General features: G+C 70.6%; 16 protein-coding genes and 1 pseudogene. 7 read left to right on the top strand and 10 right to left on the bottom strand.

Features of this window, described 5'->3' with window-relative positions:
* Positions 1–102 precede the first annotated feature (102 nt).
* The 3 genes from NCCP_RS06470 to NCCP_RS06460 form a co-directional block, all read right to left on the bottom strand.
* Positions 103–363: a GlsB/YeaQ/YmgE family stress response membrane protein gene (locus NCCP_RS06470; RefSeq protein WP_149956427.1), complete on the bottom strand. Its 261-nt coding sequence runs from the start codon at positions 361–363 to the stop codon at positions 103–105.
* Positions 364–489: 126 nt separating this feature from the next.
* Entirely contained in the window at positions 490–840 is a 351-nt protein-coding gene (locus tag NCCP_RS06465; protein ID WP_172627319.1) for a hypothetical protein, read from the bottom strand.
* A 294-nt stretch (positions 841–1,134) separates the two neighbouring features.
* Positions 1,135–1,857, bottom strand: a complete 723-nt coding sequence (locus NCCP_RS06460) for a queuosine precursor transporter (RefSeq protein WP_149956425.1) — start codon at positions 1,855–1,857, stop codon at positions 1,135–1,137.
* Positions 1,858–2,108: 251 nt separating this feature from the next.
* Between NCCP_RS06460 and NCCP_RS06455 the strand changes: the two genes are divergently transcribed.
* The 5 genes from NCCP_RS06455 to NCCP_RS06435 all read left to right on the top strand — a co-directional run bounded on the left by NCCP_RS06455 (position 2,109) and on the right by NCCP_RS06435 (position 8,560).
* Entirely contained in the window at positions 2,109–2,741 is a 633-nt protein-coding gene (locus NCCP_RS06455; RefSeq protein ID WP_149956424.1) for a TetR/AcrR family transcriptional regulator, read from the top strand.
* Between the two features lie 9 nt (positions 2,742–2,750).
* Positions 2,751–3,575 carry a hydroxymethylpyrimidine/phosphomethylpyrimidine kinase gene (locus tag NCCP_RS06450; RefSeq protein WP_149956423.1) on the top strand — a complete coding sequence of 275 codons (825 nt, stop codon included), beginning with the start codon at positions 2,751–2,753 and terminating at the stop codon, positions 3,573–3,575.
* A gap of 279 nt (positions 3,576–3,854) precedes the next feature.
* Positions 3,855–7,175 (top strand): S8 family serine peptidase, encoded by a 3,321-nt coding sequence (locus NCCP_RS06445; RefSeq protein WP_149956422.1) that lies wholly within the window; start codon positions 3,855–3,857, stop codon positions 7,173–7,175.
* Between the two features lie 34 nt (positions 7,176–7,209).
* Positions 7,210–8,259 carry an NAD-dependent epimerase/dehydratase family protein gene (locus tag NCCP_RS06440; protein ID WP_149956421.1) on the top strand — a complete coding sequence of 350 codons (1,050 nt, stop codon included), beginning with the start codon at positions 7,210–7,212 and terminating at the stop codon, positions 8,257–8,259.
* 82 nt (positions 8,260–8,341) lie between these two features.
* A complete protein-coding gene (locus NCCP_RS06435) occupies positions 8,342–8,560 on the top strand; it encodes a hypothetical protein (protein ID WP_149956420.1) in 219 nt (72 codons plus the stop codon).
* A gap of 183 nt (positions 8,561–8,743) precedes the next feature.
* On the opposite strand, the gene NCCP_RS06430 is transcribed toward NCCP_RS06435, so the two are convergent.
* The 4 genes from NCCP_RS06430 to NCCP_RS06415 form a co-directional block, all read right to left on the bottom strand.
* Positions 8,744–9,742: a YeiH family protein gene (locus NCCP_RS06430; protein WP_149956419.1), complete on the bottom strand. Its 999-nt coding sequence runs from the start codon at positions 9,740–9,742 to the stop codon at positions 8,744–8,746.
* 229 nt (positions 9,743–9,971) lie between these two features.
* Positions 9,972–10,220 carry an SCO4226 family nickel-binding protein gene (locus tag NCCP_RS06425; RefSeq protein ID WP_149956418.1) on the bottom strand — a complete coding sequence of 83 codons (249 nt, stop codon included), beginning with the start codon at positions 10,218–10,220 and terminating at the stop codon, positions 9,972–9,974.
* 358 nt (positions 10,221–10,578) lie between these two features.
* Positions 10,579–10,926, bottom strand: coding sequence for a DUF202 domain-containing protein (locus NCCP_RS06420; RefSeq protein ID WP_149956417.1), 348 nt, complete (start codon positions 10,924–10,926; stop codon positions 10,579–10,581).
* Entirely contained in the window at positions 10,926–11,294 is a 369-nt protein-coding gene (locus NCCP_RS06415; protein ID WP_149956416.1) for a YidH family protein, read from the bottom strand. The genes NCCP_RS06420 and NCCP_RS06415 overlap by 1 nt, the downstream gene beginning before the upstream one ends.
* Before the next feature lie 549 nt (positions 11,295–11,843).
* On the opposite strand from NCCP_RS06415, the gene NCCP_RS06410 reads away from it, so the two are divergent.
* A complete protein-coding gene (locus NCCP_RS06410) occupies positions 11,844–12,641 on the top strand; it encodes a matrixin family metalloprotease (protein ID WP_225873720.1) in 798 nt (265 codons plus the stop codon).
* 186 nt (positions 12,642–12,827) lie between these two features.
* On the top strand, positions 12,828–13,865 hold the full coding sequence (locus NCCP_RS06405) for a metallophosphoesterase family protein (protein ID WP_149956414.1): 1,038 nt from the start codon (positions 12,828–12,830) through the stop codon (positions 13,863–13,865).
* Positions 13,866–13,957: 92 nt separating this feature from the next.
* On the opposite strand, the pseudogene NCCP_RS06400 reads toward NCCP_RS06405, so the two are convergent.
* The 3 genes and pseudogenes from NCCP_RS06400 to NCCP_RS06390 form a co-directional block, all read right to left on the bottom strand.
* Positions 13,958–14,886, bottom strand: a pseudogene (locus tag NCCP_RS06400) (formylglycine-generating enzyme family protein).
* A gap of 314 nt (positions 14,887–15,200) precedes the next feature.
* Positions 15,201–15,587 (bottom strand): VOC family protein, encoded by a 387-nt coding sequence (locus NCCP_RS06395; protein WP_149956413.1) that lies wholly within the window; start codon positions 15,585–15,587, stop codon positions 15,201–15,203.
* Positions 15,588–15,678: 91 nt separating this feature from the next.
* Positions 15,679–18,006 carry a S8 family serine peptidase gene (locus tag NCCP_RS06390; protein ID WP_149956412.1) on the bottom strand — a complete coding sequence of 776 codons (2,328 nt, stop codon included), beginning with the start codon at positions 18,004–18,006 and terminating at the stop codon, positions 15,679–15,681.
* Positions 18,007–18,012 lie beyond the last annotated feature (6 nt).

Genomic DNA, 18,012 nt, shown 5'->3' with positions numbered 1-18,012 from the left:
CCGGCCGTAAACCGCCCCATCGCCGGGGTCGGGGGGGTCCGGGCATTACGCGGCACCCCCCCTTCCGCGTTTTGTCTTCAACGGCCCGCGGCCGAAACCGGCTCAGGCCCGGCGACGGGTCACGAGCCCCCAGACCAGCAGAACCAGCACGGCGCCGGCAAGAGCGACGAGCCAGGTCTGCAGGGACCAGAATTCCTCAAGCCCGATGCCAAAGATGCCGCCGCCGATCAGGCCGCCCACCACGGCGCCAACGACGCCCAACAGGAGGGTCTTGAACCAGCCTCCGCCCTGTTCGCCGGGCACGATGGCCTTGGCAATGGCGCCGACAATCAGGCCAAGAACGATCCAACCGATGATTCCCATTTTTATTACCTCTTTTTCCGTGGAGCCCCCGGGGCACCGGGCGCCCTGCGCCCATTGCGGTGCACCGCAGCCCCACCTTGCGAGTGAAGTTGGTATGACGGGCGCGGATAAGGCGCGCGCGTCCGGTCAGGCGGAAGCGGTGGCCGGTTCCGCCGGCATTGCTCCGCCCTCGTCCGTCCAGTCGCGGCCCGGCTCCGCAGCCAGCGCCGGGTCCGATTCGACATCGGACTCGCGGGCAACGGACGCGTCCGGCGCGCCCCCCTTGCGGAGATGGATCTTGTCCTTCAGGGAAGCGGCCGCCGCGACGGCTGCCTCCGAGGCCTCCGGGGCCTTTTCCTTGACAGTCTTGCCGATGTCGCCGAGGGTCTGCCGGGTCCGCGGATCCTTCATCACGGTCCGGGCGGAGTCGACGATCCGGTCGTAGCTTTCACGGCCAGCGCGGGCGCCGAGCAGGTATCCGGCCAGCCCTCCAGCCAAAAGAGTGAGAATACGGATGGTGATCCCCTTCGAGTTACGGCGGCCTCCCGTCACGGGGAGGAGCCACCTTGGCGGTCAGGTGAGATGCTCAGGTCCAGCTCACGCATTGTTGGGAATTTCCCAACGTCGTGAGCACCACTATTGCGGACTTGACGAGAATCGTCAACAAACGCTTCGGGGCCGCGTGGCGGCGCGCAAGGGAAGGGTGGGTGAACTCCACTCCCGGCGCGGGCAGCGCCGGCCACGGCACCGGGAAGTAGCCTGGAAGTGCATCAGGCGGCCGGGTGAGGCCTCCTAGGCCTCCGCGGCCGCGGCGTCCTTTGCGGCACCGTAACTGGGTTCGCGGCCCTTGAACCAGCGGATCACCGCGGTGGTGCCCGGGACCAGGGCAAACTCGACGGCGGTCTTGTACAGGAAGCCGACCAGCACGTAGTTCGCGAAGGTCGGCAGGTCAGCGATGCCAATGACCGGGGCCGCAATGGCGCAGAAGATCAGCGTGTCCGCGAACTCCCCCACGCCAGTGGAACTCATGAGGCGGGCGATCAGGCCCTTCTCGCCGAAGCGTTCCTTCATCTTCACCAGCACCAGGGAGTTCAGCGTCTGGCCCACCACGAAGCCCGCCAGCGAGGCGGCGACGATCTGCCAGACCGGGCCCAGGGTGCGCTCCAGCGCGGCCTGCCCGTCGTACCACTCGGCCGCGGGCAGCGCGATGACAATCCAGAAGCACAGGGACGCGAAGGCCGCCAGCAGGAAGGTGGTGGCGATTGCCCGGCGGGCAACGCGGAAGCCGTAAACCTCGCTGACCACGTCGCCGAGGATGTAGGCCAGGGGGAAAAGGAAGAACCCGCCGTCGGTGACGATCGGCCCGAAGGTCACGCCCTTGGAGGCACCGATGTTGGAAAGGATCACCACGACGGCCATCAGGGCCAGCACGGTCGAGAAGTAGGGGCTGCCGGCCGCGGCAAAGGCGGCGCGCCGGAGCGGAGGAACATTCGGTCTGGCGGAGGTTTCGGCCATCGAGGATCACCCAATCTGGAAGTGGTTCGCCAAGCGGCCCGGCCTGGAGGAACGGTCCCTTGGAGGTCGCTGGCGGGGGTGGAACTCCGCCCCCGCGCCCGCTGCATCAGCACCTGACCCTACATTGCCCCACGGCGGGGCTCCGGGTCCACCGGATCCCCGGCCTGTCGCCGGGCCCGCCCGGTTTTTGAACGCGTTCAAGAGCCGGTAAACTGCTTCGGATCCCCGTCGCAGCAAGGAAAAGCAGGACCATGCAGACCGCCAAAGCAGCCGGAACCCGGCAAAGCGTCTTAAGTGCTTCCCTGCGCCTGTTCGCCAAGGACGGTTTCCAGAAGACCACGATGCGCGCCATCGCGGCGGAATCCGGCCAGTCGCTGGGCAGCACCTACTACTACTTCGCCTCCAAGGAAGAGTTGGCCGGGGAGCTCTACCGCAGCCTGCGCCAAAAACACTGTGCCCGCGCCTGGCCCAAGCTCGCGGCGGGCAACAACCTGGAGGCCCACGTCCGGGCCGTCCTGGACACCGTGCTTGAGGTACTCGAGCCCTTCCACGACTTCGGCCCGGCCTTCGTCCGGGCCGCCCTCACGGGCGCCGAAGGCCCCCCCGAACCCGGGCGCGATTTGGCGCTCTGGCGGCAGGCCGTGGAGACCGCCCGCCCCCAGCCCCCGCTGTCCCTGCGCCAGGACCTCCCGGAACTGCTGTGGCTGCTCGAGCGCGGCGTCGTCCTCTTTTGGGCGCACGACCCCTCCCCGGGCCAGCGGCGCAGCCGCCGCCTGATCGCCCACGCCGCCCCCCTCGTGGCACGCCTGGTGGTGCTCTCCCGCCTGCCGGTGGTGCGCACCATCTTCGACGACCTCATCGGGCTGGTCCGCGCCGCCGCCTAAAATCGGTGTATGACTTCCCCCGAAAACACCGCCCGCCCCGCCATCACCCTGACCATCGCCGGTTCGGAAGCCACCGGCGGCGCCGGAGCGCAAGCGGACCTGAAGACGTTCCAGGAGCTGGGCGTTTACGGCATCACCGCCCTGACCTGCATCGTGTCCTTCGACCCGAAGGACAATTGGAACCACCGCTTCGTCCCGGTCGAGGCTCAGGTCATCGCCGACCAGCTTGAGGCGGTGCAGGCCTGCTACCAAGGCAGCCTGGACACCGTGAAGCTGGGCATGATGGGCTCCCCGGCCACCATCGACACGGTCGCCGCAGCGCTCAAGGGCCGGCAGTGGCGCAACATCGTGCTGGACCCGGTGCTGATCTGCAAGGGCCAGGAGCCCGGCCATGCCTTGGACACGGACCAGGCGCTCAAGGCCAGCCTGCTGCCGCTGGCCACCTTCGTTACCCCCAACCACTTCGAGGCCGAATCCCTCTCCGGAATCGGGATCAAGGACGTGGAGGACCTGAAGGAGGCCGCACGGGTGATCCACGCGGTGTCCGGCGCGGCCGTGCTGGCCAAGGGTGGCGTGCGCCTGGCCGGGTCCGAGGCCGTGGACGTGTTCTTCGACGGCACCACACTGGAGGTGCTCTCCGCCCCCAAGGTGGGCGAGGCCGCCGTGTCCGGCGCCGGCTGCTCGCTGGCCGCCGCCATCACCGCCGAACTGGCCAAGGGGGCCGCCCCGCTGGATGCCGCCCGCACCGCCAAGGCGTTCGTGACCGAGGGGATCAGGAACCGCGTCTCCTCCAGCGCTCCGTTCGACGCCCTGTGGCAGGGCGGCGCCCGCTAGCCCCGTCCTGCGGTCCGGCTGGCGGGCTGGCTGCGCATTTTCCTGAGGACGCGAAAGGCCGCAACGACGGCGGCCTGTGCCCTGAAGGCTGCCGGCGCCGCCTCAGGGGCCCTGGACCCGCCGGTCCGGTGAACACGCCCCACGCTTTCCGCCCCCGGATGGCGGAACTCGTGGAGCGCTTCGCCTAGGCTGGGCAGCGAGCCAGCGCCGGGGAAGCAGCCGGGGGAGCATCTTCTACCTGCCTGGTCTCGTTCCGTCAGCAGGAATTCTAGGAGCCTCATGTTCACCTCGCATCCCCCCCGCCTGGCGCGGGCAGCCGTGGCAGCCGCGTCGGGGCTGGCCCTGGCCGCCTCCATGGCCCTCCCCTCCGCCGCAGCGCCGCTGGACCCCGAGCCCACCCCCGGCAACACCGCCCAAGCGCTGCAGGGCTCCTCCCTGACCGGCGGAAAGGTCTCCGGCCCCCTCTCCACCGCCAGCGGCGAGGTCAGCGTGTTCGTCCAGTTTGGCGGCGGGGGCGCGTTCGAACAGACGCAGTCCGAGGCCGTGCGGAAGGGCCGCGCCAAGCCGTCCAAGGACACCGCGAGGGTGAAGCGGATCCGCGCGGACATCACCGCCCAGGGCAGGTCCGCCGCCCGGGAGGCCGGTGCGGAGGTCATCTACACCACCACCAACACCATCCCGGGCGTGGCCCTGCGCGGCGACGCCCAGCGCTTGCGCGAACTGGCCGGGCGCGCCGACGTCGTCTCCGTCGCCCCGATCGTCCCGAAGACCCCGGACAACAAGGGCGCCGTCATCGACACGGCTGCGCTCTCCTCCTGGGTGTCCCTCGGAGCAACGGGCCAGGGCGTGACGATCGCGGTGCTGGACACCGGCATCGACTACACCCATGCCACCTTCGGCGGGCCGGGCACCGCCGCCGCGTACCGCGAGGCCCGGGAGTCCGTGTCGCTGCCCTCCGCTTCTTCCGGACTCTATGACCCGGCGAAATTCAAGGGCGGCTGGGATCTGGTCGGCGACAGCTACAACGCGGACGAACGGGATCCCGCCTACCAGCCGGTTCCGCGCCCGGACTCCAACCCGCTGGACTGCAACACCGGCACCACCAAGGGGCACGGCACCCATGTGGCCGGCACCGCCGCCGGATACGGCGTCAACACCGACGGCACCACCTTCACCGGAGACCACACCACCCTCACCGCCGCCCAGGTCGCCGCGATGAGGGTGGGCCCGGGCACCGCCCCGGCCGCCGGCGTCGTCGGCCTGCGCGTGTTCGGCTGCAATGGTGCCACCGAGGTCACCGGCGAAGCGCTGGACCGCGTGCTGGACCCCAACGGCGACGGAGACTTCTCCGACCGCGCGCAGATCGTGAACATGTCCCTCGGCGCGAACCACACCCCCGTTGACGACCCGGAGAACGCGATCATCAACGCGCTCACCCGGCAGGGCGTGCTCTCCGTTGTCGCCGCCGGCAACGCCGGGGACATCACCGACGTCGGCGGCGGCCCGGGCAACGCGGCTTCCGCGCTGACCGTTGCCAACACCATCGGGTCCCAGATCGCCCTCGACGCCGTCGAGGTCCTGGCCCCGGCTGCGAACGCGGGCACCGCGGCCGGCCAATACTCGCTGAACTACAACTACGCCAACGCCGGCGCGCCCACCGGCACGGTGGTCACGGCTCCCCCGTCCAACAAGTACGGCTGTGACGCCTTCGCACCCGGCTCGCTGGAGGGCAAGTGGGTCTGGCTGCAGTGGGAGGAGAACGGATCCTTCCCCTGCGGTTCCGGCCCCCGCTTCAACAACGCGGCCGCAGCCGGGGCGCTCGGCGTCGTGCTCGACTCCCCGCGCCTGGTCTTCACCGGCAGCGTCGGCGGGAACAGCACCATCCCGGGGGTCCAGCTGAACAAAACCTCCTCCGACGCCCTGCGCCCGGCGGCCGAGGCCGGAACCCTCCAGGTGAGGCTCTCCCCCGACCTGGTCGCTGCGACCTCCGGGGACACCGGCAGCCAGGACGTCCTGAACACCAGTTCCTCGCGCGGCGTGCACGGCTCCGAGGGCATCGTGAAGCCCGACGTTGCGGCCCCGGGCACCGGCATCGGCTCCGCCGCGGCCGGCACCGGCGCCGGCGCCACCTCCAAGACCGGCACCTCCATGGCCACCCCGCACACCGCGGGCCTGGCCGCGCTGGTTGCCGCCGCCGGCACCCGCAGCCCGCTGGAGGTCAAGGCAATCGTCATGAACACTGCCGCCGCCGACGTCACGGACGCCGACGGCGACGTGCACGGACCCGCCCGCGTCGGTTCCGGCCGCACCATCGGCTCCGCCGCCCTGACGACGCCGGCGATCGCCTACGCGACCGACGCACCCGACCTGGTGTCCCTGTCCTTTGGCGTGGACGAACTGGCCACCTCCAAGCACACGGAGGCCCGATGGGTCACCGTGCGGAACCTGACCGGCACGGACCGCACCTACGCGGTCGCCTACGATCCCGCCGTCGAACTGCCCGGCGCAAGCTACGCCCTGGACCGCTCCAGCGTGAAGGTGCCCGCCCACGGCACGGCGAAGGTCAAGGTGACCCTGACGGTCGACCCGGCGCAGATGGCCAAGACACTCTCCGCCGCCAGCGAGCGCTACCAGGCCGGGATTCCGCGCCAGTGGGTGGCGGAAGCCTCCGGACGCCTCAGGCTGACCGCCGACGGGCTGCCCGAACTGCGGGTGCCCGTGCATGCGGCCCCCAAGCCGACCTCCGCCATGAGCGCCGGCAAGGCGCTCTCCTTCACGGCGGACGGCACCAAGTCCACCGTCACGTTCTCCGGACGCGCCCTCAACCAGGGCACGTCCGATGCGCGGTACCTGTCGCTGGTCTCCGCGTTCGAACTCGGCGCCTCCAGCCCCCGCCAGAACCGGAAGCTCGACGCCGTCGCCGGCGGCCGCGAAATGGACCTGCAGTACGTCGGCGCCGCCAGCGACGCGCCCGTGGCCGGAGCGGCCGACGGCACGCTCAGCTTCGGCGTCAGCACCTGGGGCAACTGGGCGCACCTGGCCGGGGCCACCGAGATCGACGTGGAGATTGACACCAACGGCGACGGGCAGCCCGACTACCTCACGTTCAGCTCCCCGTACGGGAACGCCGACCTGGACGTGGCCGTCACGGTGAACCTGGCGACCTCCCGACTGGTGGACCTGCGGCCGGTCAACACCCAGACCGGCGAGGTGGACACGAATACCTTTGACACCAACGTGGTCTCGCTGCCGGTCTCCCTCAAGGCGCTGGGCCTGGCCGGAAAGTCCAGCGCGCCCGTCAGCTACCGCGTGAGCACCTACAGCTACTTCAACCGCGACGCCGGCGGGAACCTGGTGCCCGTCGATTCCACGAAGTGGATCGGCTACGACGCGATCACCCCGGACCTGTGGTTCAAGGGCTCGGGCGCCGGAACCGTCTTCGCCGACCTCCCGGGCCAGACCCTGACCGCCCACCGCGCGTCGGGCGAGACCGAGGCCAGGGCCCTGTTCCTGCACTACCACAACGCCACCGGCAACCTCGACGGGAGGAAGAACGACGACGGCGGCAAGGCCGAGGTCCTGAAGATCAAGATCCCGTAGGAGCATCCGGGCGCGGGGGCGTACCCTCGAAGCCATGCGCATCGCCGTCGTAGGGGCCACCGGCAACATGGGGACCGCCCTGCTCCACCGGATCCGCACGGCCCAACGGGCCGGGCATCCCGGGGACCTGGAGGTCGTGGGCGTGGCGCGCCGCCTGCCCGATGCCACGGCCGCGCCCTACGACGCCGCCAGCTGGCGCGCGGTCGACGTCTCAGCCGCCGATGCCGTGGACCGGCTCGCCGAAGTGTTCGCCGGGTGCGACGCCGTGGTGCACCTGGCGTGGGTGGTCCAGCCCAGCCACGACGAAACCGCGATGCGGCGCATCAACGTGGACGGCACCGCGGCCATGCTGGAGGCGGCGGCACGGGCCGGCGTCGGCCACGTGGTGTGCGCTTCCAGCGTGGGGGCCTACCGCCCCGGGCCCAAGGACCGGCGGGTGGACGAGTCCTGGCCCGTCGACGGGATCCCGGCCTCGTCCTACAGCCGCTTCAAGGGCGAGCAGGAGGCGCTGCTGGACCGCTTCGCCGTACGGCACCCCTCGGTGAAGGTCGCACGGCTGCGGCCGGGCCTCATCTTCCAGGCCCGGGCGGGCAGCGAGGTGCGCCGGTTCTTCGTGGGCCCGTGGCTGCCGGTGCGCGGGGTGCACCGGCTGCGCCTTCCGCTGCTGCCGTACCCTGAAGCGTTCATCTTCCAGGCCGTGCATGCCGAGGACGCGGCGGAGGCCTATTGGCGTGTGGTGGAGCGCGGCGCCACGGGAGCCTTCAACATCGCCGGCGAGCCGGTGCTGGGTCCCGGCGCGGTGGCTTCCCTGTTCGGGGCCAGGCGTTGGCTGCCGCTTCCCACGGGGCTGGTCCGCGGGGCCGTGGCGGCCGCATGGCACCTGCGGGTGCTGGCCGCGGACCCGGGATGGGTGGACATGGCCGCCGGGGCCCCGTTGGTGGACACCACCCGGGCCCGCCAGGAGCTGGGTTGGTCGCCGCGGAAGAGTTCGCTTGAAGCCCTGCGCGAGGTGGTGGCGGGCTTGGGAGAAGGCCACGGCGTGGAGGCCTCGCCGCTGCTGCGTCCGGAGGGGGACCCGGCGTAGGCCCGCCGTAGACACGGCCCGCGCCTGCCCTCCCGACCCCTCCCCCCTTCATCCGCACGCCGCAGGCGCGTACCGTCGTTGCATGGGCACCAGCAACGAAAAGGACAGCGGCCCGCACGGGGGCAAAGGATCCCACGAGGGCAAGGCGCCGCACAAAAAGCATCACAAGGGCGAAGTCAACGAGGGAGTCGTCCCGATCCGGGGGGATGAGAAGCTCGCCGACGAACTCGCCATGAAAGCCTATGGCGACAAGGACCACGACGGGAAGCCGGACGTCCCCAACGTCCAGTTCCCCGGGTAGCGCGGATCATCAACAGCCGGCGTCGGCGGGCGCCCCTTCCCTGGAAGGAGGCACCCGCCGTCGGGCCGGATGTGGCGGGAGCCGCGGGCCAGGAGGCCCGGGAGCGGCGGCCTGCGGAAAACCTGCTTCGCGCAGTGCCGCATTGCAGAACCCTGGAACGGGTGGAGTCCGGCGCGGGCGGCGTCAGAGCGCCAGCAGGGCCAGCAGCGACAACCCCGCAACAAGGATCCAGGAAACCACCGCCAGCACCACGATCCGCGAGCCCTTGCCCGTGAAGTCCCGCGCCCGGACTCCGGTGCCGAGCCCGAACAGTGCCAGGGTAAGCAGCCAGTCCTGGACGTGTCCGGCGGTTTCCAGCGTGCCCGCATCCAGGACCCCGAGGCTGCGCAGCCCAACGGCCCCCAGGAACCCCGCCACGAACAGCGGTACGGCGGGAGGCAGTTTCGCCTCCCCGGCAGGCCCGGCCCGCCGGGACCGGAGGCGGCCTGCGGCCGAGACGGCCAGCACCATGGGCGCCAGCATGAGCACCCGGGTGAGCTTGACGACGACGGCGGCCGCCAGCGCGGCCGTCCCGGCGGTCTGGGCGGTCGCGACCACCTGCCCCACGTCATGGACGCTGGCGCCGGCCCAGAAGCCGAAGTCCTCCGGCGCAAGTCCCAGGAGCGTCCCGGCGACCGGAAGCACCAGGATGGCCAGTGTTCCGCACAGGGTCACCATGGCCACCGGGGCTGCGGCCTCCCGCCGCGTGGCTCCGGTCGCCGCGGACATGGCCCCGATGGCGGAGGCGCCGCAGATCGAAAACCCGGCAGCCATCAGCAGCGGCTGCCTGCCAGGCAGCCGGAGCGCCCTTCCCATCCCGTAGGTTCCGCAGAACGTGATCACCAGGATGCCGACGACGGCGGCCAGCACCGGCCACCCGAGCCCCAGGACGTCGACGATGCTGAGTTTGAGGCCCAGCAGGACGATGCCCAAGCGCATGAATTTTGTCGCGGCAAAGCGCAGCCCAGGCCCGAGGACGCCGCCGACGTGCCGCGCGGTGGCGGGGAAGTTCGCTGCCGCGATACCGAGGACCACGGCCACCGTCAGGGCCGGAACGGCGGGGGCCAGCAGGTGGGCCAGCCATGCAAGCACGGCCGCGGCGGCGGCCGCGGCGATCCCCGGCACAAGGCGGGCGGTGGCCATCCGCCGGAGGAGGCCCGGCGCCCGGCGCCTTTCCTCCCCCGCCGCTTTCCGCAGGGCCGGAACCGGCCTCACGGGGCGGGCAGCGCGGTGCCGGCCGCCAGGTTCACTGCCAGGCCAGCCGGCAGGCCACCCACCAGGAGGCAGGGTCCCCCGGACCCGGTCCGTGCATGATGTCTCATGGGATTGAGCGTCTCACGAAAAGCGCCCCCGGCGCTGGCAGGTGCCGCGCCTAAACGGCAAGCGGGACGGGATGGATCTCGTCGGCGGGGTGTCCGGTGCGCTCGTGGATGCGCTGCACGGCATCCGCGGACGGTGCTTCGGACAGGCAGAACACGACGCCGGACTGGGGGTCCGCCCACGCTTTCTTGAACTGGACCTTCTCGTCCTCCTGAATGGCCAGGTCGGCGTTGTGCGCCTCATGCAGGGCCTCGGGTGTAATCCCGACCATCCCGCGGTGAACGTCCATGAATTCCGGCATGGCGGCCTCCCAGAAATCCTCGTGACCTTCTCTGACCGCTTCAGCGTAAGTCCGCCTCCGCAGGCCAACAATGCGGCCGGACACAGCAAAGAGCCCCCCGTTTTGGGGTCGCCGGCAGGCAGGGGCCACACACCCCGTCTCAGCCGTAACCGCGATGAAACGCAGCGCGTGCGCACCTGAAACGCGCCAGCGCTTCACTTAATCCATGGGCCGGCCCGGTGCCCGGGGGGGGCGCCGGCCCGGCCTGCTCAACTCGAAGGCAGGAGAAGCATGCCCCTGTCCTCTGTCCTCTGTCCTCTGTCCTCTGCGCGGCACCGGCTGCGCGCGTCTGAGACAGGACCACGCAGGACAGGACCATTCAGGACAGGACCTTGGCCGCCAGAATCCACAGCGCAAGGACGCCGAGCACCGCGACCGAGGCCCCCGTAGACACGACGGCAACGATGTCCGCCTCGACGCGGCCGGCGCGGATGCCTTCGGATCCATTCCGGTACCGGCGCTGCTGCGAGGCGTAGATTCCAGCGGCGGCGAGGCCCGAGAGCAGCATCAGAAGCACAACTGCCGGCCCATAGTGGGGCAGCCACCGCAGAAACACCGCCGAGGCCACGAACAGGCTCAGCATGGTCCGTCCCCAGGCCATCACGGTGCGTTCCGGCTGCAGCCCCGGGTCCTCGTGGAGGCGCAGGGCCGGTTCGGAGCCGCCCATCAGGTGATAATCACGGCCACGACGGCGGCTGCGGCAACCGCCCCACCCAAGCCAAGCAGCGGAGCCAGCAGCGGCAGCGGCAGCGGGCGCCCGTGGCGCATGCTGGCCTCGACGCGCAGCCAGCGCACGGTGGCTCCCACGCTGAGCAGCAGGCCCACGAGGACGGTGAAGAGGGACAGCACGGTGCGCCACGGATCGGCGATGGCTGTGCCGGCGAAAGCCTCCAGGGCAATGCCGCCGGCGATGAAGGCCAGCGCGGTGCGGATCCATGCCAGGAAGGTGCGTTCGTTGGCCAGCGTGAAGCGCGGGTCCGGCTCCTCGCCACCGGGCAGCAACGCCTCCGAAAGGCGTGATCGAGAGGGGGCCATCCGTTACCTGCGCTTCCTGTGTTCCTTCAAACGTCCCGGTCGTGCATGAGCCGGCCGTTCCTGGCTGCCGCGCACTCCTCCGCCGACAGTACCGCGATCCGCACCGGCCCTGCCCGGGCGAACCTGCCCGGGCCGAAGTGTTACCCCGGAAAGGTTTCCCCCTGCCCGCGGGCGGAAGCCCCGGGCAGGGCCCTTAGATCTTTTACGGGCCGCTGCAGTACATTTCCCCCCTCCCGCAGTGGATTTTCGTCCGCTATTCTGACCGGACCGGCCAGGGGGCGGCCGCCATGCTCGGCACATTGGGGGAACATGCCGCGATACAGTCATGGCGATTTTGAGAACTCTTTCCCGGGGCAGGCGGACCTTTCGGTCCCACCGGTCCTGCTGGCGCCGCGGAGGGTCCGAAAATCCGGAACCGGCCGGATTCCGCAGTGGGCGGTTGATGAGGCGTTGGGAATTCGGCCCGCGGCCGCCACGCCTCCGGCCCGGTCGTCACGCTTCCTGCCCTTTGGGACGGGGCAAAGAAGCTCCCGGAAAAGGAAGCGCCCGGTGGTGCTTCATCCCCGGATGGTGCTGCGGACCGCCGTGGCGGTCGCGGTCCTGCTGGGCCTCTATTTCGGGACGGCGCTCCTGGACCGGCACGTCGCACCCGTCGTAGAAGCATCCCTGCCGTGGTCGGCCGTTCCGCCGCAGGGCATCGAGGCCGCCGCCCAGCCGCTGGGAACGCCGCCCGTCGCGGAGGAATCCGAGGCCTATAAACTGCTGGAGCCGCCGGATTCATCCCAGCCATTCACGGCCTATGACCCGTGCAGGCCCATCCATTACGTCATTCGCCCCGACGGCGCCCCACCGGACTCAGAGGCGCTGGTCCATAAGGCTGTCGCGGAGGTCTCGGCGGCCAGCGGCCTGCAGTTCGTCTACGACGGGCCCACGGACGAGGCCCCTTCGAACTCGCGGGAGCCCTACCAGCCGGATCTTTACGGCAAGCGCTGGGCCCCCGTGCTGATCGCCTGGTCCTCGCCTGCGGAAAGCCCCCGGCTGGCCGGGGACGTGGCGGGGTTGGGCGGCAGCTCGACCGTCAGGGAAACGGGCACACCCTACGTCCGCGTCAACGGCCAGATCGACCTGGACGGCCCCGACCTGGCCGAAATCCTGGTGGAACCGTACGGCCCGGACCGGGTGCAGGCCGTGATCATGCACGAACTCGGACATGTGCTGGGGCTGGGCCACGTCGAAGACCCGGACCAACTCATGTACGGAGGCCCGAACAGCGTGACGGAACTGCAGGACGGAGACCGCGCGGGACTGGCGGTACTGGGCTCCGGCGCCTGCGTGCCCCAGCTGTAGCCGGCGGCACTTCAGCCGCTCCTGGGTCGGTAGCCCCTGGCGTAGTCCCCTCAAACGGGGATGAGCCAAAGGACGCCTGCGTGGAAGGGTGTTCACCTGTGGGTCATCGACGCCGGGCTGTCCCGTTACCAGGCACTTCTAGGCTGGCCGGGTTATCCCAAACCAGCAGTTCCTAGGAGCACACCCTTGAAGTCACGCATCCTGGCCGGAGCCTCCGTCCTGGCCATCGCCGCCGCGGCCGCCTCCTCAGCCGCTCCCGCCACCGCCGTGCAGCCGGAAAAAGATGCCTTCACCTTTGGCGTCATCGGCGACGTCCCCTACGGCGCCGCGCAGGTGGCACAGTTCCCGGAGATGGTCACCGAACTCAACCAGCAGGACGACCTTGAATTCATCGCTCACGTGGGCGACATCAAGGCCGGCTCCGCCCAGTGCACCGACGCCTACTTCGCAGGCATCAAGGCCCAGTTCGACCGGTTTGAGATCCCGCTGGTCTACACCCCCGGCGACAACGAATGGGTCGACTGCCACCGTGCCAATAACGGCTCCTACAACCCCCTTGAGCGCCTCGATGCCCTGCGTGCCCTCTTCTTTGCCATTCCCGGCAAAACTCTCGGCACCACCATGCCGGTGAAGTCCCAGGCCGGCCTGGGCCTGCCGGAAAACGTCACTTTTGCGCAGAACCGCATCGCCTTCACGGCCGTCAACGTCCAGGGATCCAATAACTCCCTGGCCCCCTGGACCGGCAACTCCGGCCCCACCGTCGAGCAGCGGGAAGAAGTCACCGCCCGCACCGCCGCGGACATCGCCCAGCTGCGGCAGACGTTCGAGGACGCCGAACGCACCAACGCGCGCGCCGTCGTCGTGCTCACCCAAGCTGACATGTTCGATCCGTGGCAGCTGGCCAGCGGAGTCGAGCGGAACCCGGCGCAGGTCTCCGGTTTCGCGCCGATCGTCGAGGCGCTTGCGGACGGCGCAGCCTCCTTCGACGGCCCGGTCTACCTCTTCAACGGCGACAGCCACGCGTTCAACGAGGACTCTCCGCTCGCCGCCGGCTCCCCCTGGCTGGAGATCTACGGGGTGGATGCAAGGGAGAACCTGCAGCGCGTCACCGTCGAGGGGGCTGCGACGTCCAACGAGTGGCTGCGCGTCACCGTCTCCCCCAACAACACTCGGACAGACGACGTCCTCTCTTGGGAGCGCGTAGCCTACGAGGGCGCCGAATAGCCCTGTCCGCATGGAGCGGCTCAGTCACGTTTGGGGCCGGGCCGCTCCGCCGCGGGGCTGTGCCGTGCCGCGGTGCCGCGCCACCTTACCCGCTAGGCGATCCTGCCCCGTGCCCGCTGGACGACCGTGCGGAAGCCGCAGTTGCTGCTGGCCGGCTCGGGGCTGTTGGAGCTTCGGGCGGCCACCCGGTAGCGGTTGCAGTAGGAATCGTGGCAGAGAAAAGACCCGCCGCGCATCACGCGCCCCCGGCCGATGGTGGGCCCCTGCGGGTTGTCCGCGGGCGCGTTGCGGTAGTACTTCGGCAGGAACCAGTCGCTGCACCATCCCCACACGTTTCCGCTGACCTCGTACAGCCCGAACCCGTTCGCCGGGAAGCTGCGCACCGGGGCCGTGGCCAGGTGACCGTCCGCGGCGGTGTTGGTGCGGGGGAAATCGCCCTGCCAGATGTTGCACAGGTGCTCCCCCTCCGGCCCATAAAGGTCGTTCCCCCAGGCGTACCGGTTCCCGTCCAGGTTCCGCGGGCCGCGTATTCCCACTCGGCCTCGGTGGGCAGCCGCCGCCCGGCCCAGCCGCAGCAGGCCAGGGCGTCGTTCCAGGAGGCCTGGACCACCGGATGGTCCGGGATCCGCTCCCAGGAGGAAAGCGGTCCGGCCGGGTGGGCCCAGTCGGCGCCGCGGACATTGGTCCACCAGGGCGTGCCCGGAACCGGCCCCAGGACATCCTCCGGCGCAGCCTGCACATGGTGGTGGAAGACCGCGGAGGAACCGTAACGTTCGGATTCAGTGCGGTAGCCGGTGGCCGCCACGAAGCGTGCGAACTGCGCGTTGGTCACGGCGGTCGCATCAATGCGGAAGGCATCCAGCCGGACCTCGTGCACGGGCGTTTCCCCGTCCTGCGGGTACCCCTCGTCGAACGCATCGCCCATCCGGAACCGGCCGCCGGGCAGGGACACGTCGTCGTGGGCGGCGGCACCGGGGCTCCCGGCAGCGGGCGGCACAGGGAGCGGCGCAGCTGCCGGCAAGGCCTCCGGACGCGGGTCGGGACGCGAGGGGGTTCCGCAGCCAGGTCACGTTTGCCTCCTCGGTCAGGGTGGCGGGCCGGGGCAGGTTGGCGGGCTGGGGCAGGTTGGCGGCCCCGGGCAGGCCGCTGGGTGGGGGCAGCGGCGCGGGACCGCCCCTCCTCGACAGGTCCAGCCCCAAGGTATCGCAGCAGGCGGGCATTCGGCGCGCCGGCTTACTCCTGATGCCCGGTTCCATAGCGCACGACGGCGGATTCTCCGCGTCCGGAGGCCAGTCCCGGCCAGCCGCCCTCAACCAGCGTGAGGGCCGGGCACACCTAGCGCTGGTCCCTGCGCAGCGGGTGCTCCGCGGGGACCTGCACCAGCACGATCCGCGTGCCATCCGGGTCCTCGATCCAGCCCTCGACCAGGCCCCACGGCTCGGTGCGGGCCTCCCGGATGGCCTCCACGCCGAGGCCGGCCAGGCGCTGCAGTTCGGCGTGGACGTCGCGGACCTGCAGCCACAGCATCAGCGAGGACGGCTCGGCCGCCGGGCGGCTGCCGGAGATCTCCAACAGTCCGCCGCCGAGGAAGAACACCGTGCCGGGGTGGTCGTCGGTGCCAAACTCGCGCGCAATGCCCAGGCCCAGCACGTCGCGGTAGAACGCGAGAGTGGCCTGGTGGTCGGCGGGATGCAGCAGCACGCGGCTGGAGAGTATTTCCACGCCCCCCATCTTGGCCAGCGGCGCAGGCGGGAGCAAGTTGGCCGTTCCGCTGCACCACTGGGGGTCAGGTGTGCCGTGCCGGGAGCCGCGCCTACCGGGTGCGGGCGGTGGCCTTGGAGTACCTGTAGGCCGTGGTGTATCCGGCCTTGGCCCCGGTGACCCGAACCTTGATGGTGTCCTTCCGGTCAGCGGCCACCAAGCGGTAGACGGACTTGGTGGCGCCCTTGATCTTGGTCCCCGAGCGGTACCACTGGTAGGTCAGCCGCGTGCCCGTGGTCCACGTCCCCGCCTTGGCCGTGAGCCGGGAACCAACCTTCGCGGTGCCGCTGATGGTCGGGGTCCCCGCGCGCAGCGTGCCCTTGGCAATGGCGGTGGTGGCCGCAGAGGTGCGTGAAAGCCTGGTGTAACCGGTCCTGGTCCCGGTGACCTTCACGGTGATCCGATGGCCGGCGTCCGCCCCGGCAAGCCCGTAGGCGGACTTCGTGGCGCCGCTGATTGCCGTGCCGGACCGGTACCACTGGTAGGCCAGCGTGGTGCCCGTGGTCCAGGTCCCGGACGAGGCCCTGAGGGTGGATCCGACCTTTCGGGTGCCACCGACGGTCGGGATGGAGCCTGCCAGCGTGCCCTCAGCGACCGCGGCGGTGGCCGCCGAGGTCGCTGAGGCGAAAGCCCCGGGCGTGCCGGCGGGATGGCCGGTGACCGTCACGCTCAGGGCTGTGGCGAGGTCCTCCGGGGTGGGGGTGTAGGTGGAGCCGGTCGCGTCCGGGATCGGGGTCCCGTCGCGCTTCCACTGGTAGGCGAAGGTCAGCCCGGACGGGGACCACCCATTCCCCGCCTGCGCGGTGAGCATCTGGCCAACGGCCGGTGTGGCGTCGTCGATGGCCGGCGTTCCGGCCACCACAGCCGGGTCGGGTTCCCCGCCGGAAGCCGACCCCAGTGCGGCGGCCGCATTGACCAGGCCGGCGCCGCATCCTTCGGCACAGGCTCGGGAGAGCGGACGCGCGGTTTCCTCCAGGCGCGCCTCCACCTCCGCGGGGGTCATCGACGGGTGCGCGGCCAGGAGCAGGGCAACCACCCCGGACACGTGCGGGGCGGCCGAGGACGTGCCCTCGGCGTAGCTGTAGCCATCGCCCCCGTCCTGGGGAACGGTGTCACCGAAGTTGGTGGTGGAAAGGATTCCCCCGGCGGCCCCGGCGTCGAAGGTGCCGCCGGGGGCGGTCACGTCGATCGATTCCCCGAAGTTGGAGTACCCGGCGAGGGAGCCGTCGGGGCCGCTGGCAGCCACCGCAACGACGTGGCCGCAGTTTGCGGGGGTGGAGTACCGGACGTCCATGCTTTCGTTGCCGGCCGCCGCCACCACGACTGACCCGGCCGTGACCGCGGCGTCCACGGCGCCCTGCAGGGTGGCCGAGCATTCTCCGTATCCGCCCAGGGACAGGTTGATGACGTGGGCCCTGTGCCCGTTGGCCGGAAGGGGGTTGTTCCGTTCATCGCGGACCGTGCCGCCTGCGGCCCAGATAATGGCGTCGCTGATGTCCGACGCGTAGCCGCCGCAGGAGCCCAGCGCGCGCACCGGCACGATCGCGGCCTCCGGCGCAACACCGGCGACGCCCAGTCCGTTGCCGGTCACCGCGGCAATGGTTCCTGCCACGTGGGTGCCGTGCCAGGAGGAGGCGGAGCTTCCCGTGTCCGTACCGCACTCGTCCTGCGCGTACCAGTCGCCCTCGTCCGACGGGTCGGCGTCGCGGCCGTCGCCGTCCCGCGGGTTGACTGTGTCGCCACTCACGCCGGACTGGCTGATCATGTCGTAGCCTGGCAGCACGTTGGCATTCAGGTCGCCGTGGGTGGTGATGCCGGTGTCCACGACGGCCACCACCATGCCCCGGCCGCGGGACACGTCCCAAGCGGCAGGCACGTTCATGCCGGCGAAGGCATAGGACCCCGCATCGGGATCGGTGAAGTTCCACTGGTACCCGTAGTACGTGTCGTTCGGGCTGGCCGCTGCCGGCCTCAGGATCAGGTCCGGCTCGGCGTATTCGATCGCGGGGTCGGCCTCCAGTTCGGCGACCAAATCCGCCGCCTCAGCCGCATCCAGTTCCCGGTCCGTGGTGACTACCCGCGCCCCGGTGGCGGTGGAGCGTACCTCCTGGACCTCGGTGGACAGTCCCTCGGCCGGCTCTTCGTAGGCGTCGGCCCGCTCGGCGGCCCGGCGCCCGGCGCCGTCGGCAAACTTGACGATGAAGCGGTCGACGGCGGCCGCTTCCGGTGTCCCCGTCCCGGCGGACTGGGAGGTGGCGTCCCGGGAGGTGGCGTTTTGTGAGGCCGCGGACGCCGGGGTGGCGGCCACCGTGGTGCCGAGCAGGACGGCCGCGGCAAGGGAAGCGGTCGCGGACAGGACACGGGAACGCAGCAAAGGCATGTTCAG

The organism is Zafaria cholistanensis (assembly GCF_008580665.1).
In the GTDB taxonomy this organism is placed as follows: Bacteria; Actinomycetota; Actinomycetes; order Actinomycetales; family Micrococcaceae; genus Zafaria; species Zafaria cholistanensis.
Note: the sequence above shows the minus strand (reverse complement) of the source record. Positions and strands in the feature narration are given on the sequence as shown.